This window comes from Saccharopolyspora sp. NPDC049357, assembly GCF_040677225.1.
Lineage (GTDB): Bacteria > Actinomycetota > Actinomycetes > Mycobacteriales > Pseudonocardiaceae > Saccharopolyspora.
Window position 1 is genome coordinate 64368 of the sequence record NZ_JBFAQJ010000029.1, and the last position, 25215, is coordinate 89582.

Sequence of the window (25215 nt, forward strand, 5' to 3'; positions counted from 1 at the left end):
CTCGTCCGGCGAACGGCACGATTCGACTTCGACATTCCGGCTCGGCGCCGGACGGTACGGGTTGGACGAGGCCGACGCGCGCGAGGCGCATCGGCCATTCGTTATGACGGTAAACGGGATCGGAACGGGAGCCGAATCGACGATAGGTCACGATCGATTCCGCAACCGATGCAGTGATCGTTCCCACAACGGCTCCACGTCACCCGAACAGCCGTTGCGCTGCGGGAGGAGCAAGGGAACCTTTCGCTCATCCCACTTCACCACAGCGAGAGCGTCAAGTCCTCGACGTCCGGATGGCGGGAGAGGATCGCCTAGGCAGCCGGCCACCCGGCGCTCGGTGTTCGAACGGATCGCGCCCCTCGTGCGCACGTCGCGGGCGGTGACCGAAAGGTTCCCGTGCGCACGGGCGGGCAATCGACACCGCCCACGCCCACATCCGGATCGCCAACTTGCGAAACAGCAATATTTCCGGAATTTTTCACCCAAGTGCAAAACGTTCCATTCACCGTGGGTCAACTGAACCTCGAATTTTTTCCCGTCTCGGCGCCATTGCTCTTTCTTCCGCCTGGGGTGCACTGTTGGCTCAAACCCCGCCACGTCGCCCAGCCATGCGCACGCGCGCACCCCTACGACCAGGAGACGAGGCAGCTATGAGCGAATTCCGTCCCGGGTTGGAAGGCGTCGTCGCCTTCCAGACCGAAATCGCCGAACCCGACCGCGACGGTGGCGCGCTGCGCTACCGAGGCGTGGACATCGAGGACCTGGTGGGCACGGTCTCCTTCGGCGATGTCTGGACGCTGCTGGTGGACGGCCGGTTCGGCGGCGGACTGCCGCTCGCCGAGGACCTCCCGCTGCCGGTGCGCACCGGTGACGTTCGGGCCGACGCGCAGGCAGCGCTGGCCATGACCGCGCCTGAATTCGGCTTCAAGCCGGTGCTCGACATCGAGGCCGAGCAGGTGCGAGCGCAGCTCGCTCGAGCCTGCTCCCTCGGCCTGTCCTACATCGCCCAGTCCGCGCGCGGCGACCAGGCCCCGGTCCCGCACGCGCGGATCGCCGAGGCCACGACCACCACCGAGCAGTTCCTCACCCGGTGGCGCGGCGAACCGGATCCCGCTCACGTGCAGGCGCTGGACGCCTACTGGGTGTCGGCCGCCGAGCACGGTCTGAACGCCTCGACCTTCACCTCCCGGGTCATCGCCTCCACCGGCGCTGACGTGGGCGCCTGCCTGTCGGGCGCGGTCGGAGCGATGTCCGGCCCGCTGCACGGCGGCGCCCCGGCCCGGGTGCTGCCGATGATCGAGGAGGTCGAGCGCACCGGAGACGCCCGTCGCGTGGTGGCCGACATCCTCGACCGCGGTGACCGGCTGATGGGCTTCGGCCACCGCGTCTACCGCGCCGAGGACCCGCGCGCCCGCGTCCTGCGCAACACCTGCGACCAGCTGAAGGCCCCTCGCTTCGAGGTCGCCCGCCAGCTGGAGCAGGCGGCGCTGGCCGAGCTGCGCGAGAGGCGGCCCGACCGCCAGATCGAGACGAACGTGGAGTTCTGGGCCGCCGTGGTCCTGGACTTCGCCGCCGTCCCGCCGGCGATGATGCCCTCGATGTTCACCGCGGCCCGGCTCGCGGGCTGGTCGGCGCACGTCCTGGAGCAGAAGCGGACCGGACGCCTGGTCCGGCCGTCGGCGCAGTACATCGGCCCGGCCCCGCGCTCGCCGCAGGACGTGGCCGGCTGGGACACCGTCACCCAGATCATCGCCCCGGTGTGAGCCCGTGGTGGGTCGGCCGCGTGGCCGACCCACCAGGGGATACCTTGACGGCGTGACCGATTCGGCGAACCTGCACGCCCAGTACGCCGCGGCCCTCGAAGAGGACGCCGCGGTCAGCGACAACCCGTGCGCCGAACTGGTCCAGGCCGCGGAGCACTGGCACGCGGCGGACGAGCACGAGCGCGAACACTCGGCGCTGACCAGGGCGTTCGACGTTGACGAGGACGCCGGTCCGCTCAGCGGGCGCGGCGCCTACATCTCGTACCTGCTCACCCACGGACGCGCCGACCAAGCGGCGCCGCTGCTCGACGAGCTGCGCCGGAAGCCGAGCAAGGTCGCCATGACCTACATGGACATCCACGTCGGCTACGCCACCACCGGCAACATCCCGGAAGGCCTGCGCTGGCTCAACGCGGGCGCGACCCACATCGTCCCGTCCCTCGACGAGCTCCTGGAGCCGACCGACCAGGGATTCGACCTCCTCCTGGAGCGCTGGCACACCCGCAAGGACACGGGCCTGCCCGCCGACGCGATGGACGAGTTCCTCCAGCGGTGCCTCGATCACAGCGAGGAGGTCCGCGACGAGATCCAGCAGCTGTCCGGCACCGAAGGCGACCTCGCCGGTCTGGTGGACGAGGAGGGGAACCTCTCGCTCACCCTCTACCCGGTGCCGCTGTGGAGCGCCGAGGAGTTCGACCGCTCGGTGCGAGAGCACCCGGAGTGGTGGAACGAGGACACCAGCCACGAGGACTACCGGCGCGCTGTCCAGCGGGAGCTCGGCGAGGTCGTCTCCGGCGCCTGCCTGGTTCCCACCACCGTCGCCGCGGTGGAGGAGTTCGCCGCGGCGTACGGAGTCGACCCCGGCGATCCCGAGACCCCGGACGACTACGTGTTCGAGGAGGCGCACGCCGGGCGGTACCTGCCCTGGCCACCGGGGCGGAACGACACCTGCTGGTGCGGTTCGGGACGCAAGTACAAGAAGTGCTGCGGAGCGCCCGGATTCGCCTGATCGTTCCGACCCGAACGGGCCTTGTGGGACACAGTGTGGTTGGCCCCGGCGGCGAACAGCAGTAAGTTGCGGTGCGGCAGCGGCCGCTGGACACCGAGCGGTAACCCTGCTGCAACACTGAGCCGAGCCGGCAATGGCGCCGGCGGACCTGGCCACTGGCGCGCGGGGACGGGCTTCTCCCGGTCACCCCGCACAGTCACCACAACAACGCCCGGAGGCGCCGGAATGACGCAGGCCGAGACCACCGACCCGACCACCTTGAAGCTGCCCGACGAACTCCAGCCCTCCGACGGCCGCTTCGGCTGCGGACCTTCCAAGGTCCGTCCGGAGCAGCTGACCCGGCTGGCGAACGAGGGTGCCGCGGTGATGGGCACCTCTCACCGGCAGAAGCCGGTGAAGTCCCTGGTCGGAAGGGTCCGTGAGGGACTGCGGGAGCTGTACTCGCTGCCCGAGGGCTACGAGGTCGTGCTCGGCGTCGGCGGCACCACCGCGTTCTGGGACGCCGCGACCTTCGGCCTGATCCGCGAGCGCTCGCTGCACCTGACCTACGGCGAGTTCTCCTCGAAGTTCGCCAAGGCCGCCAAGACGGCTCCCTTCATCGGCGACCCCATCGTGGTCTCCTCGGACCCGGGTGACGCCCCGGAGCCGGTGTCGGACCCGAGCGTCGACCTGATCGGCTGGGCGCACAACGAGACCTCCACCGGCGTCATGCTGCCCCCGTCCCGCCCGGCGGGCTCGGAGAACGCGCTGATCGCGGTGGACGCCACCTCGGGCGCCGGTGGGCTGGCGTTCAACGCCGCCGACGTGGACGTCTACTACTTCGCGCCGCAGAAGTCCTTCGCCGCCGACGGCGGGCTGTGGCTGGCCGCGATGAGCCCGGCCGCGATCGAGCGCATCAACGAGATCGGCGCCTCGGACCGCTGGGTCCCGGAGTTCCTGTCGCTGCCGACCGCGCTGGACAACTCGCGCAAGGACCAGACCTACAACACGCCGGCGGTGGCGACGCTGTTCATGCTCGCCGACCAGATCGAGTGGATGAACGGCCAGGGCGGTCTGTCCTGGTGCGACTCGCGCACCAAGGAGTCCTCGCAGCGCCTCTACAGCTGGGCGGAGTCCTCGGAGTTCGCCAAGCCGTTCGTCACCGACCCCGCCAAGCGGTCGCAGGTCGTCGGCACCATCGACTTCGACGACTCGATCGACGCCGCCGCGATCGCCAAGGCGCTGCGCGCCAACGGCATCGTCGACACCGAGCCGTACCGCAAGCTGGGCCGCAACCAGCTGCGGATCGGCATGTTCCCGGCGATCGAGCCGAACGACATCACCCAGCTGACCAAGTCCATCGACTGGGTGATTTCGCAGCTGTCCTGATCGCGCTATGCGGCCGCCGAGGCAACCCCGTGAACTGCGGGTTTCCTCGGCGGCCGTTGCCATTTCACGGTCGCGATCCGCGACTAAGTTGATCACGACGAGTGATATTCGCTGGAGTTGAGTAGTTCAACTCATTCGCGCGACCCGCCCGCATAGGGCAAGATCGAAGCTGACAGGGCGACCAACAAACGACACGAGTACCCGGCGTGCCTCCCGCGTCAAGGCGGCGCGCCGGGTTACTGTCACAGCTTGGTGACATGTAGGTCGGCGGGAGGCTGGCGTTATGCGAGCGCTGCGAGTGGTCGGGCTCGACGAGGACGGTGAATCCGTCATCTGCGAGGACCCGGAGAACGGTGAGCGATTCACCGTGCCCGCTGACGAGCGGTTGCGCGCGGCTGCCCGCGGCGACCTCACCCGGCTGGGCCAGGTGCAGATCGAGATGGAACAGCAGATGCGGCCGCGCGAGATCCAGGCCCGCATCCGATCGGGTGCGTCCGTCGCCCAGATAGCGGCCACCTCGGGCCTGCCCGAGCACCGCATCGAGCGCTACGCCTACCCGGTGCTGCTCGAACGCGCCCAGATCGCGGAGATGGCGCAGCGCGCCCACCCGGTCCGCGAGGACGGCCCCGACGTGCAGACCCTCGGCGAGGTCATCGCGCACACCTTCGGAATGCGCGGCCACGACTACGCCGAGGCCAACTGGGACGCCTGGCGCGGCGAGGACAACAAGTGGGTCGTGCAGCTGGCCTGGCAGGCCGGCCGCTCGGAGAACGGCGCGCACTGGGTGTTCCACCCGGGAGCGCACGGCGGCACCGTCGCCTCGCTCGACGAGCACGCCGTGGACCTGCTCGACCCGTCGCCGAACCGTCCGCTGCGCACCGTCCGCCCGGTGACCGAGCTGGCCCGCGAGGCGCTGCAGCTCGACCAGCAGGCGGCTCCCGACCAGGTCGACCCCGAGCCGGAGCCGGTGCTGCCCGAGCCGCCGGCGGCACGCGTCGAGCCCACGCTCCAGCGCGTCGAACCGCCGGAACCGGCACCCGCCGAGCCGACCGAACCGACGCTGGACCTGGAGACCCCGGAGCCGACCGAGAACCCGGCCACGCCGGAGACCGAGTCCGCCGAGGACGCCAAGACCGATCCCAAGCGCGCGCGCAAGAACCACCCGATCGTCCCCTCGTGGGAAGACGTCCTGCTGGGAGTGCGCTCGCACCGCTGAGCGGTTCCACCGAGAGCGGCCAGGCCCTTCGCGGCCTGGCCGCTCTCGCGTCTAACCCGGGCCCAGCAGGCTGAGCAGCCCGGTGATCCAGGAGATGACGAGGCCCGCCGCGGTGCCGAAGGCGACCCAGCGCCAGACCGCGACGTTGCGTCCCAGCCAGATCGAGGGCGCGAACCCGGCGGCGATGGCGATGTTGACGAACACCGCGAGTGCTCCGCTGACGTCGGCCAGGCCCTGCGAGACCACCGCGAGCGTGACCGCCACGATCACCGCGACGATCGCGCTGATCGTCAGCCCCGTCGCCCACGGCGTCGGAGGCACCGGCGCGACCGGCCTCCCCCGACGACGCACCGCCTGCGCCGAACGCGGCCGCCCGATCTGGGCGAGTTCACCGCTGAGCGGGTCGACGTAGCCGACGCGACCGCCCGTCTCCGCGGCGAGGCGCATCGCCAGCTGCCGACCGCGACGGGACACGATGTCGCCGGTCTGCGCGGACTCACCGGTCTGCACCAGCTCCGCGACACCCGCCCACTCGTGCAGCGCCGCGACCAGCGGTTCGGGCAGGCGCAGCCGCGCCGGGTCGTGCTCGGTCCCGCCGCCGCGCACCAGCACGGCCCGCCCGGACCGCGCGTGCAGCTCCCAGCCGGTGTCCATCAGGCCCCGCTCAGGGCGTGGAAGGTGATGGCCCCTGCCGTGGCGACGTTGAGCGAATCGACCCCTTCCGCCATCGGGATCCGCACCGCGACGTCGGCGGCCTCGATGGCCTCGTCGGTCAGCCCAGGACCTTCCGAACCCAGCAGAACGGCGACCCTGCCCTGGTCGAGCCCGGCGTCGCGGAGCGACTTCGAATCCCCGCGCGGAGTGAGCGCGGCGATCCGAAAGCCCTCGTCGCGCAGCAGTTTCAGGTCTTCGGGCCAGGTTTCGAGGTGCGCGAAGGGCACCCGCAGCACGTGTCCCATCGACACCCGCACGCTGCGCCGGTACAGCGGGTCCGAACATCCGGCGCCCAGCAGCACCCCGTCCACGCCGAGCGCGGCGGCGTTGCGGAACAGCGCTCCGAGGTTCTCGTGGTCGCCGATGCCCTCCAGCACGGCCAGCCGCCGCGACCGCGCGACGAGCTCGGCGGGATCGACAGCGGGCGCCCGGTCGGCCACGGCCAGCACACCGCGGTTGAGGTGGAAGCCCACGACCCGCGCCATCACGTCCGCGTCGGCCACGTAGGCGGGAACGTCCAGGTCGGCGGTGGCCTCGGCCAGGTCTTCGACCCGGCGGCGAACCCCGAACAGAGCCCGGACCGGGTACGGCGAGGCGAGCAACCGCTCGACCACCACCACGCCCTCGGCGATCACCAGTCCGCGCCCGCCAGGCCGGTCCGGCCGGCGGTCCGCACGAGACAGATCGCGGAAGTCGTCGACCCGCGGATCGCCCACATCGCTGATCTCGACCATGTGCGCCACGCCGGCCATTCTCCCATCCGCACCGCGAGCGACGATGACAGGAAGGTTCCCACGCTCACCCCGCAGGGCGTCGGGAGTGACAGGAAGGTTCCCATGCTCAGTTGCGGGCCTGCGGCGGTGACAGGAAGGTTCCCATGCTCACCCCGCAGGCCTGCGGTGGTGACAGGAAGGTTCCCATGCTTCGCCGAGACGGGTCGGGAATCGACGGGGTAATGGGTCGATCTCATTCACTCCTCGGTCCGCTTCGGCGGCGGATGGGACGAATCGGAGCCGTTGCACCCCATTTCCGATTCGCGTGGAGGATTTGTTCAGACCTCCGCGGCGAGTGCGCTCAGCGGCGTTAGCGACTTGTCGAACGAATTCCGTGGGAAAGTTCTCGCCCCAACAGACGAGGGGGCGACGCTGAGTGATGCCGCACCGCCGTTGATCGGATTGGACTGGTTGACGTCCGCTTCGCACCGCCATTGCCCCGATTGCCGGTGCGAACAACACCGAACACCGCGCGGCTCTGCTCCCGGCGGCCGATTTCCACGCGCCTCAGCGGAGCCGAAAAGGCTGAATGCCGCTTCGGCCCGAGCGCGCGGACCGAGTGATCGCTGACACCGTATTGGCCGCTGGCTCACCAGGTGGGGATGTGTCACGGTGGTTTCCCCAGCGCTGGGCGCTGACGTGCTGCCGATAAAGGGGAGACGGCATGGGACGGCACGTGGACGATCGATCCTTCAAACCGATTGATCGGCAACGCTATCGGAACAAGATGCAACGAGGCCTGGACGCACTGGCGCGGATGCTGGCCGATGGCGAATTCTCCTTCCCCCATCAACAGATGGGGCTGGAGATGGAATTGTGCTTGGTGGACGAGCACATGCAGCCGTCGATGAACAACGCGGTGGTGCTGGAAAAAATCAGCGAAGCGATTTTCACCACCGAGTTGGGGCAGCAGAACATCGAGCTCAACGTCGAGCCGCGAGTGCTCGCGGGAGACAGCGCGTTGCGCCTGGAGGAAGGCGTGCGGGCGGCATTGGTGCGCGCTGACGGCGGGGCGCACGACGCGGGAGCGAAGATCGCCATGATCGGCGCATTACCGACGTTGCAGAGCCTGCACTTCGACCCGTCCACGCTGACGAGCAATCCGCGCTACTCGGTGCTCAACGACCAGATCATCCTGGCTCGCGGCGAGGAGATGCTGCTGGACATGGAGGGCGTTCCGCTGGCCGACGGCGGTTCGGAACGGCTTCGCTCCTACGCGGACTCGATCGCGCCGGAGTCGGCGTGCACCTCGGTGCAGCTGCACTTGCAGGTCGCGCCGGAGGACTTCGCCGCGCACTGGAACGCGGCGCAGTGCCTGGCCGGGGTGCAGGTCGCCATCGGCGCGAACTCGCCGTTCCTGCTGGGCAAGGCGCTCTGGCACGAGACGCGCATCCCGCTGTTCCTGCAGGCCACCGACACCCGCCCGACGGAACTGCGCAACCAGGGCGTGCGACCCAGGGTGTGGTTCGGCGAGCGGTGGATCACCTCGATCTTCGACCTGTTCGAGGAGAACGTCCGCTACTTCCCCGCGCTGCTGCCGGAACCGGAGGAGGAGGACCCGGTGGCCGCGCTGGACAACGGCCGCGCGCCGAAGCTCAACGAACTGCGCCTGCACAACGGCACCATCTGGCGCTGGAACCGCCCGGTCTACGACCTGGTGGGGGGCGTCCCCCACCTCAGGATCGAGAACCGCGTCCTGCCCGCCGGGCCGTCGGTGGTCGACGTCGTCGCGAACGCGATGTTCTTCTACGGCGCTCAGCGCGCGTTGACCGAACAGGACCGTCCGCTCTGGACGCAGATGTCGTTCGCCGCTGCGGAGGAGAACTTCTACGCGGGCGCCCGGCACGGTTTCGACGCGCATCTCTACTGGCCGGGCTCGGGCTGGGTCACGCCGGACGAACTCGTCCTGCGCCGACTGCTGCCGATGGCGCACGAGGGCCTGCGGGCCTGCGGCGTCTCCGACGAGGCCCGCACCCGCTACCTCGGGGTCATCGAGCGGCGCTCGCTGGCCAGGCAGAACGGCGCCAGCTGGCAGCGGGACGTCGTCGCGCATCTGGAGGCCGAGGGCGCCGACCGGCACGCCGCGCTGACGACCATGCTCCGCCGCTACATCGAGCTCGCCGACAACGGCGATCCGGTCCACACCTGGCCGGTCCGCTGACACTCCGCAGGGCGCCTGTGGCCACACCTGGTCAATTGCCATAGGGTGGCAACAACCAGAAGGTGTCGACTACGGAGGGAGACTTCGGTGCCCGAGTACGTGCTGCCGGAGTTGGACTACGACTACGCGGCGTTGGAGCCGGCGATCTCCGGGGAGATCAACGAGCTGCACCACAGCAAGCACCACGCCACCTACGTCAAGGGCGCGAACGACACGATCGCCAAGATCGCCGAGGCCCGGGACGAGAACGACTTCTCCTCGATCGTCGGCCTGGAGACGACGCTGGCCTTCAACCTCGCCGGGCACTCGCTGCACCTGGTGTGGTGGAAGATCCTGTCCCCGGACGGCGGTGACAAGCCGACGGGCGAGCTGGCCGCGGCCATCGACCAGGACTTCGGCTCGTTCGACAAGTTCCGCGCCCAGATGGAGGCCGTGTCGACCACGATCCAGGGCAACGGCTGGGGCGTGCTGGCGTGGGACCCGGTCGGTCAGCGGCTGATCACCCAGCAGCTGCGCGACCACCACTCGAACCTGTCGATCGCCACCACTCCCCTGCTGGTGTTCGACATCTGGGAGCACGCCTACTACCTGCAGTACCGCAACGTGAAGGCCGACTACGTCAAGCAGCTGTGGAACGTCGTCAACTGGGACGAGGTCGCCAAGCGCTTCGACGACGCCCGCAACGGCCTCAACGGCCTGCGCCTGCCCACGGCCTGACCGGATTTCAGTGGAAATCGGAGACCTGATTTCCACTGAAATCGTGAACTCCGGGCTCGGCGGTGAGTGCTCCGACAAGTTCTTGCCGCCGGTAATGATCGAGCCCCGGTCTCCCGAAGGAGGCCGGGGCTCGATCTGTTCCCGAACTGACTACCGCTCCCACCACGAAGCGGACATGTATTAGGTTAGCCTAACCTTGCGGTTGGATCAACCCCTTCTTGCGCTGCTGCGACAGCGCCACGGCGCCCCCGACGGCGGCGGCGAGCGAGAGCAGTCCACCGAGCACGAGCGGCCAGCGCGGGCCGAAGACCTCCGCCAGCCAGCCCGACGCCAGACCGCCGAGCGGCTTGCCACCCATGAACAGCAGCATGTAGAGACCCATCACCCGACCTCGCATGGTCGGCTCGACGGCCAGCTGCACCGTCGAGTTCGCGCTGGTCGTGAAGGTCATGACCGCGACACCGACCGGCACCAGGCACGCGGCGAACAGCCAGTAGGACGGCAGCAGCCCGGCCACCGCCTCCAGCGCACCGAACACGCCCGCGCCGATGAGCATCAGCCGCAGCCGGGAACCGGGTTTGGCGCTGCGGCGGGCGGCCAGCGTCGCGCCGGTCAGCGTCCCCACCGCGAGCATCGTGATGAGGATGCCGTAGCCGTCGGCGTCGCGGCCGAAGACGTTGCGAGCCATCACCGCGAACGTGTTCTCGAAGTTCATCCCGAAGGTGCTGACGCAGAACATCAGGACCATGACCACGACCAGGTCCGGGCGGCCGCGCACGTAGCGCAGGCCGGCCCGGAGCTGGCCGCGCTCCCTGCCCACGGCTCTGGCCCGGTGCAGCAGGGCGGTGTCCATCAGCAGCAGGCCCACCACCACGGCCACCGAGCTGAGCCCGTTGGCGAGGAACACCCAGCCGGTGCCGACGGCGGTGATGGCCAGTCCGGCGATCGCGGGCCCGACGATGCGGGCCAAGTTGAAGGTCATCGAGTTCAGCGCGACGGCGTTGGTCAGCTGCGCGGGTCCGACCATCTCCACCACGAAGGACTGCCGCACCGGCGCGTCCACCGCTGAGAAGCAGCCGAGGACGAAGCACAGCACGTAGACGTGCCAGAGGGCGACGATCCCGGTCACGTCGAGCGTCCCCAGCGCGAAGCCGCAGAGCCCCAGGGCGCTTTGCGTGATGATCAGGATCTTGCGCTTGTCGAACCGGTCGGCGAACACTCCCGCCCACAGCGTGAGCGCGAGGGTGGGGAGGAACTGCAGCGCGACCGCCACGCCGAGCGCGGCCGGGCTGCCTCCGGAGAGTTCGAGCACGAGCCAGTCCTGCGCGGCCCGCTGCATCCAGGTCCCGGTCAGCGAGACGACCTGTCCGGACGCGTAGTAGCGGTAGTTGCGCTCGCGCAGCGAGCGGAACATGCCCCCGCCGGCGTCAGCGTTCCGGTCCGCCGCGGACCGGGTGCGGCGGTTGACCGGGTCTGGGGAATCTCCGTCTTCCGCAGACCTTCGAGCTTGGCCAACCACGCTTCGGCGTACCGCCTCTCAGTGCTCCCTCATCGACTGGCCAGCCGGTCGATGATCTCGGCGGCGCGTGACAGCACCGCCAGCTCTTCCGCGTCCAGCTCCGCGAGGTGCTGGTCCAGCCAGCGCTCGCGGATCGAGACCTCTTCCTCGATGCGGGCCTTGCCGGACTCGGTCACCTCGACGATGGCCTGCCGGCCATCGGTGGGATGAGCCCGCCGGACCACCAGCCCGTTGTCCTCCAGCGCCGCGATGACCCTGGTCATCGATGGTGGCTGGACACCCTCCTTGGCCGCCAGTTCGCCCGGTGTCATCGATCCGGCCTTGTGCAGGCAGGACAGCGCTGACAGCTGGGACAGCGTGAGGGCCGAATCGGCTCGCTGCGCGCGCAACCGCCGGTTGAGGCGAACGACCGCGAGCCGCAGCCGGCTCGCCAGCGTGCGTTCCCGTTCCGCGATATCGGACACGTCGTTAGTCTACCAAACTATCTCGGGAATTCGGACAAACTGATCTCGCGACCAGTGGTGGCATACCTTAGCCAGCCCGAGCCCCGGCATGGCGTATTTGGGATGAAGGAGACTCGCCGCGCGCCAAGAGGTCTGGCGAACTCTCCCCGAACGCGAAAAGAGGCACCCGCGTCCCAGGATTCTGGGACGCGGGTGCCTCTTGAAGCGGGATCAGATGCCGAGCAGGCTGCTCAGCGGACCCGAGGCGAAGTAGAGCACGAAGGCCGCGGCGACCACCCACATCAGCGGGTGCACCTCGCGGGCCCTGCCGGTGAAGGTGCGCAGCAGCACGTAGCTGACGAACCCGGCACCGATGCCGTTGGCGATCGAATAGGTGAAGGGCATGACCGCGATCGTCAGGAACGCGGGCAGCGCCATCGTGAAGTCCGACAGGTCGATCTGGCGGATCTGCGACAGCATCATCGCGCCCACCACGACCAGCGCCGGAGCCGCGGCTTCGATCGGAACCACCTGGTAGAGCGGGGTCAAGAACATCGCGCCCAGGAACAGCACACCGGTCACCACGTTGGCCAGACCCGTGCGGGCGCCGTCGGCGATGCCGGAGGCCGACTCCACGAACACCGTGTTGGAACTCGCCGAACCCGCACCACCGGCGACCGCGCCCAAGCCCTCGACGGCCAGCGCCTTGCCGATACCGGGGAGGTTCCCCTCCTTGTCGGCCAGATCGGCTTCCTTGCCGAGGCCGGTCATCGTGCCCATGGCGTCGAAGAAGTTCGCCAGGACGAGGGTGAACACCAGCATCGCCGCGGCCAGCGCGGGCAACCGCGTGAAGGCGCCGAAGGAGATGTCACCGACCAGCGACAGGTCCGGCAGACCGGCGATCTGGTCCGGCAGCGCCGGGTAGCCGAGGTTCCAGCCGGTCGCACCGGCGTCGCTGGAGGACCCGGCGTGGAAGACCGACTCGACGATGATCGACAGGATCGTGGTGACCACGACGCTTATCAGGATGCCGCCGCGAACCTTGCGGGCCACCAGGATCGAGGTCAGCACCAGGCCGAAGACGAACACCGCGGTCGGCCAGGAGGCGATCGAACCATCGATGCCCAGACCCACCGGGACCGTCGTGTCGGCCGCGTCCGGCAGGCGGCGCACGAACCCGGAGTCGACCAGGCCGACGAAGGTGATGAACATTCCGATGCCGACCGCGATCGCGGCCTTGAGATCGGCGGGCACCGCGTTGAACACGGCGGTGCGGAACCCGGTCGCGACCAGGATCAGGATCACGATGCCGTCGACCACGACCAGGCCCATGGCCTCCGGCCAGGTCACCTGGGGAGCGATCGTGACGGCCAGCAGGGTGTTGATGCCCAGGCCGGTGGCGATGGCGAAGGGGTAGTTCGCGATCAGTCCGAACAGGATCGTCATGACGCCCGCGACCAGCGCGGTGGCGGCCGCGACCTGCGGGATCGGCAGGATGTTGCCCAGGACGTCGTGCTTGGCACCGGCGTCGGTCGGCGAAGCGCTACCGAGGATCAACGGGTTGAGCACGATGATGTAGGCGACGGTCACGAAGGTGACCAGGCCACCCCGAACCTCTCGGCCAACGCTGGATCCGCGCTCGCTGATCTTGAAGTAGCTATCCAGCAGCGAAGACTTGCTCTCGGTTCTCTCCACCATTCGAACTTTCCAATCAGGTGGCCTGTGCGCGGGCCGTTACTACCGGGAGTAGCCTGCCTGACGTGGTACAAGACGGCGAAACCGCCCCCTCCGACCCAGCGCACCGCACGGTCCCGTCGCTGCCCCGCAGGCTCGCGGATCCGACGCCGGTGCTGCTGTTCGGCACCGCCCTGTGGTTCGCGGGCGTCGTGCTGTTCGGATGGCGCGACCTCGCCGACGGCGCGGTCGGCGTCGAGTTCTTCACCTGCGTCGCCGGGACCACGCTCGGCATCATCGGCTTCGGCGTCTTCCGCTGGCAACGCAGCGCTGCACGGCGCGGCTCCCGAGGCTCCTGGCAGGGCCTCTCCGGCCTCGACAGCTGAGCCCACCTCGCCCCTGGGCGGTTTTGGTCCGAACCGACCGGACAAAACGTCCGTGAATTGTTCGGAGGGCCCTCAAGAATCGCCTTTGAGGATTTTCCAGCAGGTGGGGCAGGTGGGTTCGAGTATCCAGTCGAGTTCGGTGCAGTCGTGCAGGCGAGCGGCTACGACCTGCGTGCCGCAGAAGGATTCCGCCTGGTCATCGTGGTTGATCCTGATCGCTGAGGGCCGGAAGGCGTGGCGGCCTCCGGGGATCGGGCGCCAGATGTGCGTGAGGTGATCGGTCACTGTTCCTCCTTGTCCGGTGAAATGAGACCGTCCCAGGAAAGAATGAGCAATCGCGTTCATTAGATTGTGTAATGGTGACGTCTCAGGCCCTGAAATAAATTGTGCATATGACAACGGCACGCGCCCGGGGCTTGGGCGTTGAAATCCGGAGGCTCCGCAAGGACGCCGGTCTCCGGCTGGAGGAGCTGGCCGACGTGTGCGGCTGGTCGCGGGCCACGTTCGGTCGCATCGAGTCGGGCGAGAAGGTCCCGACCGACATCGAGATCGCCATCATCCTGGGCGCCCTGGGGATCAGGGGCAGCGAGCGGAAGCGCCTGCTGGAACTGGCTCACGACGCGCACCAGACGCACTGGTGGGAGGTCGGCCGCCCGGGGCTGCCGTCGCAGCTCGTCTCACTGCTGGACTTCGAACGGCGGGCCACGAAGATCACCGATCTCGCGCTCGGTTTCGTCCCGGGGCTGCTGCAGACCGCCGACTACGCGCGGGCCGTCATGCGCAACGGGGTGCTGGACGAGGAGGTCGTCGAGTCCAGGGTGTCGCTGCGCATGGGCAGGCAGCGCGTGCTGACCAGGGCGAGACCGGTGGTGCTGCACGCGTTCCTGGACGAGTCGATCCTCTGGCGTCCGGTGGGCGGCCCCCGCGTGATGGCCGAGCAGCTGCGCCGCGTCGCGAAGTGGGGCCGGCACGACCACATCACCGTGCGGGTCATCCCCTACAGCGCGGGCGTCCACCACGCCTTGCACGGGAACTCGCTGATCCTGGAATTCGCGAGACAACGTCCCATCGTCCATCTCGAACACCGGCGAGCCGGACTGTTCCTCGACGATCCCGATGAGATCTTCCCGTTCGTCGAGTCCGCCACTAGCGTTGAGGAGAAGGCCTTGAGCCCAGCGGAATCCGCTGAGCTCATCCTGACCCGCGCGAAGGCGATGGAGAACAGCCATGATCAGTGACTGGCGCAAATCCAGCCACAGCGGCGAAGAGAGCAACTGCGTCGAAGTCGGCCGGGGCCCCGACCAGATCGGCGTGCGCGACACCAAGGACCGCGACGGCGGAACCCTGCGGTTCGACCCCGAAACCTGGAACCGCTTCCTGCGATCCCTCGACGAGGATCACTAGCGCAGCAGGGTCGTCGCCTCCGGGTCCGCCAGCAGGGCCGCCAGGGCGAAGCGCTGCGACCACGACCCGGTGGCCCAGGCCAAGGCCCTGGCCAGGCCGTCCGGGGTGCGTTCGGTGTGGACCTTGCCGTTGTTCTCCACCCACCAGTGGACCTGGTGCTCCCCCGTCGACGCCTGGACGCGCAGCTTGTCGTGGAGGGTGATCTCGCCGTCCGGGACCTCGATGCCCAGCAGCTCGCAGCTGGAGGCGACCCGGGCGACCTCGGCCCAGCGCTGGGTGCGCCCCGGATCGGGCACGCGCAGCGTGTTCTCCTCCGAAGCCAGCGGCAGGTCGAGCAGCTCGGCCAGCGCCTCGGCGTCGAACTGATCCGGGCTGCCGCCCGCGACGACCAGCGGAGCGTCCATGACGCCGAGCATCCACGGCTCGTCGAGCACGACCGCGCGACCGGTGCTCACCACCGCGCCCGACACGGACCGCACCATCTCGGGCGGATCCAGCTCGGACGGATCGACCACGCCCGCGGCCACGGCTTCGCTCAGCGCCTGGTGAGCCCGCAACGCCGTTCCCGCGCGGATCGCGCGGTCCGGGTCGCCGAGGCGTTCCAGCAGGTCTTCGGCGTCGTCACCGTCGTCGATGCGCAGCTCGGCGCGGACACCGGCCAGCCGCAGCGCCTCGGCGTCCAGGTCGATGTCGGGCACCGGGTCGTAGACCCCGGCGAGCTCGTCGGCGCCGGGCAACCGCCAGTGCCGCGGCGGGTGCCCTTCGATCAGCGCGCAGCGGGCGATCCACCAGGCCGAGTAGCCGTGCGGTTCGCGCAGCGCGCGCAGCGTCTCCGGATCGCGGGTGAGCAGGCTGATCGCCTCGGGCCACGCATCGTCGGCGATCAGGTCCAGGTCGCGGATGCCGACGAAGCGGGCCGGGGGCCACGCCTCGGGCCGGTCGGCCTCCTGCTCGGCCCACCACTGGTGCGAGTCGGGGAACCTCTCGTCCGCCTCCACGGGATCGTCCTCGACGTGCACGCCGAAGCCGTCGAGGACGCCGATGGAGGTCAGCAGTTCGGTCGGCCAGCGCTGCGCGACCTGCTCGTCGAGCACCGACAGCGGAGCTCCCTCGCCGAGGTGCTCGGTGTCGATGACCGACAGCAGCGCCGCCTCGGGCAGCAGGAGTTCGTCGGCGCGGCGGAAGTCTCCCTGGTCGTCGGGCAGCGCCAGCGCGCCCAGCCAGTCGCGCGACCGGGACTCCTCGACCAGCTTCAGCACGGCCTCGGCCAGCGGGCGCACGTCGACTCCGGCCAGCGCGTCGGACACGCTGCTGCGCACGGCCTCCGCCAGCGGCGGAGCGTCGAGCAGTTCGGCAGGCCCGGCCGGGTGCGCGCCGAGCTTCTCCAGCAGCGGGTGGGTGGCATCGGGATGCGCGATGCGCAGACCCGAGATGTCCAAGGTGGACAGCAGCGCGGCCGGGTCGAGATCGCTCTCCGGCTGGCTGAGCAGCACGTCGCGCACACCGCTGACGGTGCGGCCGTCGGCCAGCGGAACCGGCAGCGCGGTGAACTCCTCGTGGGCCTGCGGATCGGCTTCCTCGAACGGTGCCAGTGCGTCGTAGAGCCGGTACCACCAGCTCGGTTCGCGCCCCAGCCCGGTGACGGCCTCGACGATCTCGGCGGCGCCGAGCCTGCGGACCTCCAGGGCGTGCAGCGAACGGCGATGCCGGGCGTCGGAGAGCTGCGGGTCCAGCAGACCCGGCACGACGTCGTCGAGCAGCTCAACCAGCTCGGGCGAGACGTACTCCAGCGCGCGGGCTTCCAGCGGCGCGACCGGCTTGTCCCCCGCCCCGGGCAGCCAGGCCGAGACCCGCAGCCGGTCGTTGACGCCCTGCCGCAGCTTGTCGTCCACATCGGACAGCGGGAATCCCGGCAGCGGCACCAGTGCGGTCCGGTGCTCGCTGGGCAGCTTGTCGACCAGGGCCGGGTAGCACTCGGCGGCGAAGGTCAGCACCTCGTCGGTGGCGGGCGAGGCCGCAGCGCGACGCCGGTCCGCCTCGACCGGAACGCCGGCCAGCAGCCGCGCGGGCAGCGACAGCCGCTCCTCGGTCGGGGTCGGGCTGTGCAGCACGTCCTCGGCCAGCGGGATCGGCACGCCCTCGGAATCCAGCGGAACGGCCCAGGTGACCTGCCACTGCGCGGTCGAACGGCTCTCCGCGCCCAGCCCGGCCAGCACCGACTGGCTCAACGCGCCGGACGCGCGGTGCACCAGCCAGCGATCGCTGCGCGACGGGCCGTGCACCACGACGCGGTCGGTGTCCTCGTCGACGCGGCGCCAGGTCTGGCGACCGATCCTGATCTCGCTCAGCGCGGGCAGCGCCAGCAGCAGCCCGGGAACTTGGTCGGTGCACGAGTCCAGCAGCGCGGCCGCGTCCACTCCGGGGCGCAGCGGCAGCCGGACCTCGGTGGTGAACCCCTCCGGCGGGGCGCCGTCGACCTCCCACGGCAGCCGCAGCACCGGGACGGCACCTTCGCGGCGGGAGAGCTCCTCGGCAGGCCCGGGCAGCTGCGCGGCGGCCTGTCGGGTGCGCTCGGCGGAGAACGCCACGCCACCCGAGGTCGACAGCACGCTGGGCTCCTCGGAGACCGCGAGCACGGCGGCGAACCCGACGCCGAAGCGACCGACCGAGGCACCGTCGCGCTTGGCGGACGCGCGCAGCGAGGCCAGCGCGGCCACGCCTTCGGCGGTCAGCGGCGCACCGGTGTTGGCCACGCGCAGCTCGTCGCCGACGAGCTGGACGCTCAGCACCCCGTCGGAGCCCGCGGCGTCGGCGGCGTTCTGGGCGAGCTCGACCAGCAGGCGTTCGCGGTAGCCGCCGAGGCGCAGGTCCTCTTCGGCGTTGGCGTCTTCCCGGAACCTGGTCGGCGAGGTCTCCCAGGACTGCAACACTGCACGCCGCAGTCCGACCGCGCCGAAGCGGTCCGGCTCGCTCACCCGCGCTCCGTGCCGCGCGGCTCGAACTCCAGCGTGGCGTCGTCGTAGACGATCTCGGCGACCGGGACGGTGGACGAGACGTCCACGTCGACCTCGGAGTGCGCGCCGCAGCCGAACTCGACGCTGACCACGCGGCCATCGGCGGGGGCGTACTCGTTGGCGCAGACGCCGAACGCGCCGCCCATCGAACCGGACAGCTTCAGGAAGAAGCCGCAGGTCCCGCAGGCCGCGGGCGCGAGCTTCGCGGCGTCGGCGCGCGGACCGAAGTCACCGGAGTACCAGCGCTCGGCCGCGTCCGTGCGGCCTTCGAAGCTGAGCACCCGCTTGCGGCCGAGGCCGACCTCCTTGGCGACGTCGCCGAACTGCTCGTCGTCGCTGGTCAGGTGGCCGGGAGCCAGCCGCGGGTCGTCCGGGCTGGTCGGCAGCAGATCACCGGCACCGAGGTCGCCCGGCTGAACGCGGTCGCGGTACGGCACCCAGTCCGGCGCCGTCAGCGCCGTGGGACCGGGGAGCAGCACGACCTCGCTGACCGTCACCGGCTCGCCCTGGCCGACGCTGGCGACCGTCACGGCCCAGCGCCAGCCGACGTAACCGGGGTAGTTCGACTCGAAGTAGTGCGTGACGGCGTGCGGCCCCTCGGCCTCGACGGCGACGTGGGCACCCACCGGGGAGGACGCGCTCTCCGCGACGTCGTCCCCCGTGGTGTCCAGCGTCAGGACCGGCGAGCCGATCGGGTCGTCACCAGGGCGGGCCTCGTCCTCCGCAGCAGCTCGGGCGACGTTCTCGGCCGCCGCGAGCTCCGGGTTCAACGGCTCGGCCGCAGGCTGCCCGGCGTCGTCGTACGGGGCATCCGCGCCTGGGCTGGTCATCGGAGCAGGCATAGGCGTCACATGCTCGATTGTGCCGTACGTGCTCGACGCCGCAGTCGGCTGTGTCGCTGCGGAGGCCGCAGGACCGCTGATCCGGAGCGGAGTAGCACTCGGAGTGATCGGGCGTGTCAAGCTTTCGGGGTGCGACTTGCTCAAACTGGACGTCTCTTGTGCGGCGTGCTGCTCACCATCGGAGTCGGGGTTGCGTGTGCGCCGCAGGTGCCAGCGCAGCACGACGGCCAGGACGACCGCGAGCAAACCGATCAGGGCGTAGGGCACGCGGGAAGCCTGCCACACCTTCGAGTCGAGGTGATCAACGTGCTCCCGCACGACCGCTCCTCGTTCACTCAGGGCCTGGAAATCGCTGGTGAGACCCTCTACGAAGGCACCGGCCTGCGCGGCTCCTCGGCGTTGCGCGCGGCCGACCCGCTGAGCGGTTCGGTGCGGCACGAGGTCCGGCTGCCTGCCGATTACTTCGGTGAGGGGATCACCGTCACGGGTGACCGTATATGGCAGCTCACCTGGCAGGAAGGGGTTGCTTTCGAGCGAGATCGCGAGAGCCTCCGCGAACTGCGCCGAGTGGAGTACCCGGGCGAGGGCTGGGGGCTGTGCTTCGACGGGCGGCGACTGGTGATGAGCGACGGCAGCGACGAGCTGACCTTCCGCGATCCGACGACGTTCGCGCAGGTCGGCGAGGTTTCGGTGACTCGGGCGGACTCGCCGGTCGAGGAGCTCAACGAGCTGGAGTGCGCCGGCGGCCAGGTGTGGGCCAACGTGTGGGGCAGCGACGAGATCCTGCGGATCGATCCGGCGAACGGGCAGGTCACGGCGGTCGTGGACGCCGAGGGGTTGCTGCCGCCCGAGCAGCGGGCCGGAGCCGACGTGCTCAACGGCATCGCGGCCGTTCCCGGCACCGAGGAGTTCCTGATCACCGGGAAGAACTGGCCGTCGATGTTCCGGGTCCGATTCGTGCCCCAGTGATCGCTGGTTCGAGTGATCTAGACCGCTATTTTTGTCGCCTGATCGTGTCCCGCTGTATTTCTGGGCCGCTTTCCGCCTCCTTATTCGTGAGGGCGTTGCGGCTGAGACCAGAACGGGCATCGCCGCAACCCGGTCCGGGCGAGAGGAGGTGGTGCAGGATGGCTGACATGGGGATGCGTGGACGTGACCAGCACTCGGACGAGCCGCAGGGCCGTCCGGGCTGGGGCGCCGGGCAGCGCGGGAAGCGCGGTTGGTATGCCGACCAGCAGCAGTCCGGACAGCGGTTCGAACCGCCGTCCCAGGACGCTGACGAGCGGCGTTATCCCTGGCAGGAGGACCCCGACTACGACCGCTCGCGCGGGACGGGTCCGCTGCCGCCGCTGCCCGATGACCACTCCGCCGCACCCGACGAGGAAGAGCCCGAACCCGAGCAGGCCCGGGGCGCGCCGCCACCGAGGAAGCTGACGGTCACCCGGGTCGCCGCGTGGCGCAGCCGGGACCTGACCCAGCGGGTGGTGCGGCTGTTCTTCTCGCTGGCCCACGCCGACGGCGCCGACCGGTCCGGGCTCGCCAAGTTCACCTACGCGTGGATGGGCAACTACGCGGTCGACGCGGCGATGGCCGTCGCGCTGGCCAACACGCTGTTCTTCTCCGCGGCCACGGCCGAGAGCAAGGACAAGGTCGCGCTCTACCTGCTGATCACGGTCGCGCCGTTCGCGGTGATCGCGCCGGTGATCGGCCCCGCCCTGGACCGGTTGCAGCAGGGCAGGCGGCTGGCGCTGGCCGCGTCCTTCGCGGTGCGCGTCGTGCTGGCCGCCGTGATGGCCCTGAACTTCAACAGCTGGCTGCTCTACCCGGCGGCGCTGGGCTGCATGGTGCTGTCGAAGTCCTTCGGCGTGCTCAAGGCCGCGATGACGCCGCGAGTGCTGCCCAACCAGATCACGCTGACCAAGGCCAACTCGCGGCTCACCGCCTTCGGCCTGGCCGCGGGCGGTGCGTTCGGCGCGATCGCCTCCGGCTTCGCCTGGCTGTGGGGCTCCGAGGGCGCGCTGTGGTTCATGGCCGCGATGGCGGCGGCCGGCGTCTGGCTGTGCCTGCGGATCCCGGGCTGGGTGGAGAGCACCGAGGGCGAGGTGCAGACCTCGCTGGGCGATCCGGGACGTTCCCGCAAGGTGCCGCTGACCGGTCACGTGGTGGTGGCCCTGTGGGGCAACGGCGGGATCCGGGTGCTGACCGGTTTCCTGACGCTGTTCGCCGCGTTCGTGATCAAGCACAACACCCCGCACGAACCGGCCATGCAGCTGGTGCTGCTGGGCCTGGTCGGCGGCGCGGCCGGGGTCGGCAGCTTCCTGGGCAACGGGCTGGGTTCGCGGATGACCTTCGAGAAACCCGACCGGTTGATCATCAGCTGCCTGGGCGCCGCGCTCGCCGTGGCGACCTGCGCCGCGGTGCTGGCCGGTCTGCCGCTGGCGGTGATCGTCGGCCTGGTCGGCGCGACCGCCTCCGCCTTGGCCAAGGTCTGCCTGGACGCGGTGATCCAACGCGACATGCCGGAGGCCTCGCGGGCCTCGGCGTTCGGCCGATCGGAAACGATCCTGCAGCTGAGCTGGGTCTTCGGCGGCGCGCTCGGCGTGCTGCTGCCACCGGTGTACTGGATCGGGTTCGTGGTGATCGCCGCGCTGCTGGCCCTGGTCCTGGCGCAGACGATCCTGCGCGGGCGCGGCGCCACGCTGGTCCCGGCGATCCCGCTGCGGTCGCTGTCGCGACGGCGGAGACGTTCGGCCGGCGCACCGGCCACCGCCCGTTCGAGTGCCAGGTCGTAGGCTCTGGCCGTGCATCGTGGACTGAAGCCGCTGCTGGCAGTGGCCGCCGTCGGGCTCGCCGCCGGCTGCTCCTCCCCCAGCCAACCGCAGGTGACCTTCTACTCGCACGGGGACGCGGTGGCGGTTGAGGCCGCCCAGTACTGCGATCCGACCGGTCAGGAGTGCTCACCCCCGAAGCCGGAGGCTGTCGGCGAGCTGCGCATGGTCGATCGCGACCCGCTGCAGATCTCGGTCCCGGCCGAGGTCGCCGGTGCGCCGTGGCAGGTGGTGTTCCTCTACCGCGGGCTCAACGGCCAGGAGCTCGACGGCCGCAGCCCGGTGTTCACCCCGGACTCGCGCCACTCCTACACGCTGCAACTGCCGCCCGACGGCGGCCGCATCGAGCACGTCGAGGTCCAGCAGTTCTCAGCGGTGCTGAGCCAGGGCGCCGATGGCGGCGTCGACTTCGGCATCGGCGGCAGCTGGGTCCTCAACGTCAAGCAGTGATGCCTCGGCGTCGCGGGTTCTGACACGTCTGCTGGGGAGGGCAGCCGACACCGTGCATCGACTCCCGGCCCAGAAGGCGTGTCAGATTCCGCTTCCTGCACGGATGCGCCCGGACGACCGCGGGTTCCTCGCCCGCAGACCGATCAGTTCCCGCCGGGATCGAGTTCCCGCGCGACCGCTCGGACGACCTCGCCGATGCGCTTGGCGGTCTTGCGGTCGGGGTAGCGGCCTCGCTGCAGGTCCGGCTGAACCTTGAGTTCGAGGAGCTTGATCATGTCCTCGACCATGCCGTGCAACTCATCGGCGGGACGTCGGCGCGCCTCGGTGACCGAGGGCAGCGGGTCCAGTAACTTGACCTTCAACGCCTGCGGGCCGCGTCGGCCCTGCGCCATGTCGAAGTCGACGCGCTGGCCGGTCTTGAGCGCATCCACACCAGATGGCAACGCGGAGGAACGCACGTACACGTCCTCCCCGCCATCCTGGGTCAGGAAGCCGAAGCCCTTGTCCGAGTCGAACCACTTGACCCTGCCGGTCGGCACTGTCCTCACCGTTCCCTGTCGAATGCGCTGACCCGTTGACCGGGTCACGATCTCCCTGCCGTTTCTTCCCACCGCGACGCGGCAACAGCCCCGTCACGACGAAAGCGCCCCGTTAACGCCACGCAGGTGCGCGCGCCGGGACGCGTCCCACCAAGCGTACCGCGAAGGTGGACGAAATCACCCATCCTTATGGGGCAAGGCCGGTTGCCGGCCACGGCATTGGGGTGAATACGCTGCTCACATGGCGAGCAGCTCACCAAGATCAGCAGTCCTCCCGATCTCGATCGCGATGTTCGGCATCGGGCTGCTGGCCATCGTCCTGATCTTCGCGCTGTTCGCGACCGGCCATCAAGACCTGCCGGCGTGGATCAGCGTCGTCGCGCTGCTGTGCCCGGCCGGGTTGATCTTCGGTGTGATCGCGACCGTGATCCGCGCCCGTCGGCACTAGGTGCTGCGGCGGTAGCCCCGCTCAGCCCGCACCACCGCGGGTTGCGACGGTTCTCAAACCCGGGTCGCCAGCCAGGCCGGGAACTCGGAGAGGTCGTCCAGCGCCACGTCGGCACCGGCTTCGCTGAGCTCGGCGGCCGAGTAGGGCCCCGTGGCCACTCCCACCGCGATCGCCCCGGCGGTGTGGCCGCCGACGATGTCGCCGAAGTGGTCGCCCACGTAGATGTCGGCGCCCTCGGCCAGCAGCACTTCACCCTTGCCCGCGCCGAACACGCCACCGGCGAGCCGATCGACGGTCCAGCCCAGGGCCTTGAGGTGCAGCGCGGCGTTGGGCTCGTACTTGCCGGTGACCACCAGCGTCCGGCCACCGGCCGCGCGCACGGCCTCCAGCGCTTCGGCCGCCCCCGACAGCGCGGCCGTCTCGTCGATCACGACGGTCGGGTAGATCGAGCGGAAGTGGGCGGCGAGCCGCTTCACCATCGGTTCGTCGAAGCCGTAGCCGCGCAGCACGTCCTCCAGCGGCGGCCCGAGGTGAGCGGCGAAGTGCTGCCCGTCCAGATCGGTGCCGAACTCCTCGTTGAGGGCGTCGAAGGCGCGAACCATGCCGGGCCGCGGGTCGATCAGGGTCATGTCCAGGTCGAATCCGACCGTGAGTGCGCTGCGCTCGTCCATCATCTTCAGCTTACGGACACGCTCCGACCGGACTTGACGCGAAACTGTCCAGTACCGAAACTGGGAGTAACACACCTCACATCCCGGCGAGCTGGAGTCGTTCAATGACGAGCACGCACACCGCCCAGCGCGAGAGCTTCCACTCCCTGCGAGCCCACGGCCTGAACTGGGAATCGCTCCCCCTGCGACTGTTCAACAAGGGCAACGCGAAGTTCTGGAACCCCGCCGACATCGACTTCAGCCAGGACGCCGAGGACTGGCAGCGCCTCAACGACGACGAGAAGCGCGGCGTGGCGGGACTGTGCGCGCAGTTCATCGCCGGTGAGGAAGCCGTCACCCAGGACCTCCAGCCGTTCATGGCCGCGATGGCCGCCGAGGGCCGCTTCGGTGACGAGATGTACCTGACGCAGTTCTGCTTCGAGGAGGCCAAGCACACCCAGGTGTTCCGGCTCTGGATGGACGCCGTCGGACTCACCGAGGACCTGCACGAGTACGTCGCCGAGAACCCCGGCTACCGCGAGATCTTCTACAAGGCGCTGCCCGAGACGCTGCAGGCGCTGCACACCGACCCCAGTCCAGAGAACCAGGTCCGCGCCTCGGTCACCTACAACCACGTGGTGGAAGGGACCCTCGCGCTCACCGGCTACTTCGCCTGGCACAAGATCTGCGTGAGCCGGGGGATCCTGCCCGGCATGCAGCAGGTCATCAAGCGCATCGGCGACGACGAGCGCAGGCACATGGCCTGGGGCACCTTCACCTGCCGCAGGCACGTGGCCGCCGACGAGACCAACTGGTCGGTGGTCGAGGACCAGATGGCCACGCTGCTGCCGCACGCCATCGCGCAGGTCCAGTGGAAACCGGCGGACGCTCCCGAGGAGCTGCCGTTCGCGCTCGACAAGGACGAGCTCACCGCCTACGCCTCGGACCGCGCGACCAGGCGCCTCGGCGCGATCTCCAGCGCCAGGGGCATGCCGCTGGCGCAGATCGACGTCGATGCCGAACCCGAGGCCCTCGAAGATCGCTTCGGCGCCGAAGACGCCGCAGAACTGGAAAAACTCCGCGCATGACGTGAGCCGGGGTGGGTCCCTTCGACCAAAACCACCACGCACCGGGAACTTCCCGAGGGAGGTTCCCGGAATACCCCGGCAATCCGTCACCGGAAAACTCCAGTAATCCGTCAGCGGATTACCGGGGTGTTCCGGGTTTCGGTTGTTAGAGGTCGAGGAGTTGGCGGGCTTGTTCGCGCATCTCGACCTTGCGGACCTTGCCGGTGACC

General features: G+C 69.6%; 24 protein-coding genes. 14 read left to right on the top strand and 10 right to left on the bottom strand.

Annotated elements, in window-relative coordinates; translation table 11 throughout:
* Window positions 1-650: 650 nt before the first annotated feature.
* The 4 genes from AB0J91_RS22720 (at window position 651) to sepH (ending at window position 5356) form a co-directional block, all read left to right on the top strand.
* Entirely contained in the window at window positions 651-1763 is a 1113-nt protein-coding gene (locus AB0J91_RS22720; RefSeq protein WP_363872138.1) for a citrate synthase 2, read from the top strand.
* A gap of 52 nt (window positions 1764-1815) precedes the next feature.
* Window positions 1816-2772: an SEC-C domain-containing protein gene (locus tag AB0J91_RS22725; protein ID WP_363872141.1), complete on the top strand. Its 957-nt coding sequence runs from the start codon at window positions 1816-1818 to the stop codon at window positions 2770-2772.
* Window positions 2773-2997: 225 nt separating this feature from the next.
* Complete coding sequence (gene serC, locus AB0J91_RS22730) at window positions 2998-4140, top strand: phosphoserine transaminase (protein ID WP_363872143.1); 1143 nt, start codon at window positions 2998-3000, stop codon at window positions 4138-4140.
* A 283-nt stretch (window positions 4141-4423) separates the two neighbouring features.
* Window positions 4424-5356, top strand: coding sequence for a septation protein SepH (gene sepH / locus AB0J91_RS22735; protein WP_363872146.1), 933 nt, complete (start codon window positions 4424-4426; stop codon window positions 5354-5356).
* Between the two features lie 51 nt (window positions 5357-5407).
* Here the strand turns inward: sepH and AB0J91_RS22740 are convergent, their stop codons facing one another.
* Together AB0J91_RS22740 and AB0J91_RS22745 are read right to left on the bottom strand one after the other, a co-directional pair.
* The gene (locus tag AB0J91_RS22740) at window positions 5408-6010 is read right to left on the bottom strand and encodes a DUF2537 domain-containing protein (RefSeq protein ID WP_363872148.1); all 603 of its coding nucleotides are present in this window, start codon (window positions 6008-6010) and stop codon (window positions 5408-5410) included.
* Complete coding sequence (locus tag AB0J91_RS22745; protein ID WP_363872151.1) at window positions 6010-6822, bottom strand: RNA methyltransferase; 813 nt, start codon at window positions 6820-6822, stop codon at window positions 6010-6012. The genes AB0J91_RS22740 and AB0J91_RS22745 overlap by 1 nt, the downstream gene beginning before the upstream one ends.
* A gap of 685 nt (window positions 6823-7507) precedes the next feature.
* Between AB0J91_RS22745 and AB0J91_RS22750 the strand changes: the two genes are divergently transcribed.
* Entirely contained in the window at window positions 7508-9004 is a 1497-nt protein-coding gene (locus tag AB0J91_RS22750; RefSeq protein ID WP_363872154.1) for a glutamate--cysteine ligase, read from the top strand.
* 87 nt (window positions 9005-9091) lie between these two features.
* Window positions 9092-9721 (top strand): superoxide dismutase, encoded by a 630-nt coding sequence (locus AB0J91_RS22755; protein ID WP_363872157.1) that lies wholly within the window; start codon window positions 9092-9094, stop codon window positions 9719-9721.
* A 190-nt stretch (window positions 9722-9911) separates the two neighbouring features.
* On the opposite strand, the gene AB0J91_RS22760 is transcribed toward AB0J91_RS22755, so the two are convergent.
* The 3 genes from AB0J91_RS22760 to AB0J91_RS22770 all read right to left on the bottom strand — a co-directional run bounded on the left by AB0J91_RS22760 (window position 9912) and on the right by AB0J91_RS22770 (window position 13381).
* Window positions 9912-11135, bottom strand: a complete 1224-nt coding sequence (locus AB0J91_RS22760) for an MFS transporter (RefSeq protein WP_363872160.1) — start codon at window positions 11133-11135, stop codon at window positions 9912-9914.
* Between the two features lie 134 nt (window positions 11136-11269).
* Window positions 11270-11704, bottom strand: a complete 435-nt coding sequence (locus tag AB0J91_RS22765; protein WP_363795409.1) for a MarR family transcriptional regulator — start codon at window positions 11702-11704, stop codon at window positions 11270-11272.
* A gap of 210 nt (window positions 11705-11914) precedes the next feature.
* Complete coding sequence (locus AB0J91_RS22770) at window positions 11915-13381, bottom strand: NCS2 family permease (RefSeq protein WP_363872163.1); 1467 nt, start codon at window positions 13379-13381, stop codon at window positions 11915-11917.
* A gap of 62 nt (window positions 13382-13443) precedes the next feature.
* Here AB0J91_RS22770 and AB0J91_RS22775 point away from each other — a divergent pair, with 62 nt between their 5' ends.
* The gene (locus AB0J91_RS22775) at window positions 13444-13743 is read left to right on the top strand and encodes a DUF2530 domain-containing protein (RefSeq protein ID WP_363872166.1); all 300 of its coding nucleotides are present in this window, start codon (window positions 13444-13446) and stop codon (window positions 13741-13743) included.
* Between the two features lie 72 nt (window positions 13744-13815).
* Here the strand turns inward: AB0J91_RS22775 and AB0J91_RS22780 are convergent, their stop codons facing one another.
* Window positions 13816-14028: a zinc finger protein gene (locus tag AB0J91_RS22780; protein WP_363872169.1), complete on the bottom strand. Its 213-nt coding sequence runs from the start codon at window positions 14026-14028 to the stop codon at window positions 13816-13818.
* A 107-nt stretch (window positions 14029-14135) separates the two neighbouring features.
* Between AB0J91_RS22780 and AB0J91_RS22785 the strand changes: the two genes are divergently transcribed.
* Together AB0J91_RS22785 and AB0J91_RS22790 are read left to right on the top strand one after the other, a co-directional pair.
* Window positions 14136-14981, top strand: coding sequence for a helix-turn-helix transcriptional regulator (locus AB0J91_RS22785; RefSeq protein ID WP_363872172.1), 846 nt, complete (start codon window positions 14136-14138; stop codon window positions 14979-14981).
* Window positions 14971-15147 (top strand): DUF397 domain-containing protein, encoded by a 177-nt coding sequence (locus tag AB0J91_RS22790; protein ID WP_363872175.1) that lies wholly within the window; start codon window positions 14971-14973, stop codon window positions 15145-15147. Before AB0J91_RS22785 ends, AB0J91_RS22790 begins: the two co-directional genes overlap by 11 nt.
* Here AB0J91_RS22790 and AB0J91_RS22795 read toward each other — a convergent pair.
* Both AB0J91_RS22795 and AB0J91_RS22800 read right to left on the bottom strand, forming a co-directional pair.
* On the bottom strand, window positions 15144-18122 hold the full coding sequence (locus tag AB0J91_RS22795) for an ATP-binding protein (protein ID WP_363872178.1): 2979 nt from the start codon (window positions 18120-18122) through the stop codon (window positions 15144-15146). The two genes, AB0J91_RS22790 and AB0J91_RS22795, sit on opposite strands and share 4 nt — an antisense overlap.
* Window positions 18119-18991 carry a DUF3027 domain-containing protein gene (locus AB0J91_RS22800; protein WP_363872180.1) on the bottom strand — a complete coding sequence of 291 codons (873 nt, stop codon included), beginning with the start codon at window positions 18989-18991 and terminating at the stop codon, window positions 18119-18121. The genes AB0J91_RS22795 and AB0J91_RS22800 overlap by 4 nt, the downstream gene beginning before the upstream one ends.
* Window positions 18992-19210: 219 nt before the next feature.
* Here AB0J91_RS22800 and AB0J91_RS22805 point away from each other — a divergent pair, with 219 nt between their 5' ends.
* From AB0J91_RS22805 to AB0J91_RS22815, 3 genes are all read left to right on the top strand, one after another.
* The gene (locus AB0J91_RS22805; RefSeq protein ID WP_363872183.1) at window positions 19211-19972 is read left to right on the top strand and encodes a glutaminyl-peptide cyclotransferase; all 762 of its coding nucleotides are present in this window, start codon (window positions 19211-19213) and stop codon (window positions 19970-19972) included.
* Window positions 19973-20139: 167 nt separating this feature from the next.
* Complete coding sequence (locus tag AB0J91_RS22810; protein ID WP_363872195.1) at window positions 20140-21795, top strand: MFS transporter; 1656 nt, start codon at window positions 20140-20142, stop codon at window positions 21793-21795.
* A gap of 9 nt (window positions 21796-21804) precedes the next feature.
* Window positions 21805-22281: a DUF2771 family protein gene (locus AB0J91_RS22815; protein WP_363872186.1), complete on the top strand. Its 477-nt coding sequence runs from the start codon at window positions 21805-21807 to the stop codon at window positions 22279-22281.
* A gap of 143 nt (window positions 22282-22424) precedes the next feature.
* Here the strand turns inward: AB0J91_RS22815 and AB0J91_RS22820 are convergent, their stop codons facing one another.
* Window positions 22425-22820: a cold-shock protein gene (locus AB0J91_RS22820; RefSeq protein ID WP_132677872.1), complete on the bottom strand. Its 396-nt coding sequence runs from the start codon at window positions 22818-22820 to the stop codon at window positions 22425-22427.
* A gap of 241 nt (window positions 22821-23061) precedes the next feature.
* Here AB0J91_RS22820 and AB0J91_RS22825 point away from each other — a divergent pair, with 241 nt between their 5' ends.
* On the top strand, window positions 23062-23268 hold the full coding sequence (locus tag AB0J91_RS22825; protein ID WP_363872189.1) for a hypothetical protein: 207 nt from the start codon (window positions 23062-23064) through the stop codon (window positions 23266-23268).
* A 53-nt stretch (window positions 23269-23321) separates the two neighbouring features.
* On the opposite strand, the gene AB0J91_RS22830 is transcribed toward AB0J91_RS22825, so the two are convergent.
* A complete protein-coding gene (locus AB0J91_RS22830; protein ID WP_363872192.1) occupies window positions 23322-23942 on the bottom strand; it encodes an HAD hydrolase-like protein in 621 nt (206 codons plus the stop codon).
* Window positions 23943-24043: 101 nt separating this feature from the next.
* Here AB0J91_RS22830 and AB0J91_RS22835 point away from each other — a divergent pair, with 101 nt between their 5' ends.
* Window positions 24044-25006 (top strand): R2-like ligand-binding oxidase, encoded by a 963-nt coding sequence (locus AB0J91_RS22835; RefSeq protein WP_363795435.1) that lies wholly within the window; start codon window positions 24044-24046, stop codon window positions 25004-25006.
* Window positions 25007-25215: the final 209 nt, after the last annotated feature.

Bases quoted from the DNA above. Each gene is read 5' to 3' on its own strand.
- AB0J91_RS22740 (WP_363872148.1), bottom strand. From the start codon at position 6,010: ATGGACACCGGCTGGGAGCTGCACGCGCGGTCCGGGCGGGCCGTGCTG.
- AB0J91_RS22825 (WP_363872189.1), top strand. From the start codon at position 23,062: ATGGCGAGCAGCTCACCAAGATCAGCAGTCCTCCCGATCTCGATCGCG.
- AB0J91_RS22785 (WP_363872172.1), top strand. From the start codon at position 14,136: ATGACAACGGCACGCGCCCGGGGCTTGGGCGTTGAAATCCGGAGGCTC.
- AB0J91_RS22770 (WP_363872163.1), bottom strand. From the start codon at position 13,381: ATGGTGGAGAGAACCGAGAGCAAGTCTTCGCTGCTGGATAGCTACTTC.
- AB0J91_RS22760 (WP_363872160.1), bottom strand. From the start codon at position 11,135: ATGTTCCGCTCGCTGCGCGAGCGCAACTACCGCTACTACGCGTCCGGA.
- AB0J91_RS22810 (WP_363872195.1), top strand. From the start codon at position 20,140: ATGGGGATGCGTGGACGTGACCAGCACTCGGACGAGCCGCAGGGCCGT.
- serC (WP_363872143.1), top strand. From the start codon at position 2,998: ATGACGCAGGCCGAGACCACCGACCCGACCACCTTGAAGCTGCCCGAC.
- AB0J91_RS22750 (WP_363872154.1), top strand. From the start codon at position 7,508: ATGGGACGGCACGTGGACGATCGATCCTTCAAACCGATTGATCGGCAA.
- AB0J91_RS22830 (WP_363872192.1), bottom strand. From the start codon at position 23,942: ATGATGGACGAGCGCAGCGCACTCACGGTCGGATTCGACCTGGACATG.
- AB0J91_RS22835 (WP_363795435.1), top strand. From the start codon at position 24,044: ATGACGAGCACGCACACCGCCCAGCGCGAGAGCTTCCACTCCCTGCGA.
- AB0J91_RS22745 (WP_363872151.1), bottom strand. From the start codon at position 6,822: ATGGCCGGCGTGGCGCACATGGTCGAGATCAGCGATGTGGGCGATCCG.
- sepH (WP_363872146.1), top strand. From the start codon at position 4,424: ATGCGAGCGCTGCGAGTGGTCGGGCTCGACGAGGACGGTGAATCCGTC.
- AB0J91_RS22720 (WP_363872138.1), top strand. From the start codon at position 651: ATGAGCGAATTCCGTCCCGGGTTGGAAGGCGTCGTCGCCTTCCAGACC.
- AB0J91_RS22790 (WP_363872175.1), top strand. From the start codon at position 14,971: ATGATCAGTGACTGGCGCAAATCCAGCCACAGCGGCGAAGAGAGCAAC.
- AB0J91_RS22800 (WP_363872180.1), bottom strand. From the start codon at position 18,991: ATGACCAGCCCAGGCGCGGATGCCCCGTACGACGACGCCGGGCAGCCT.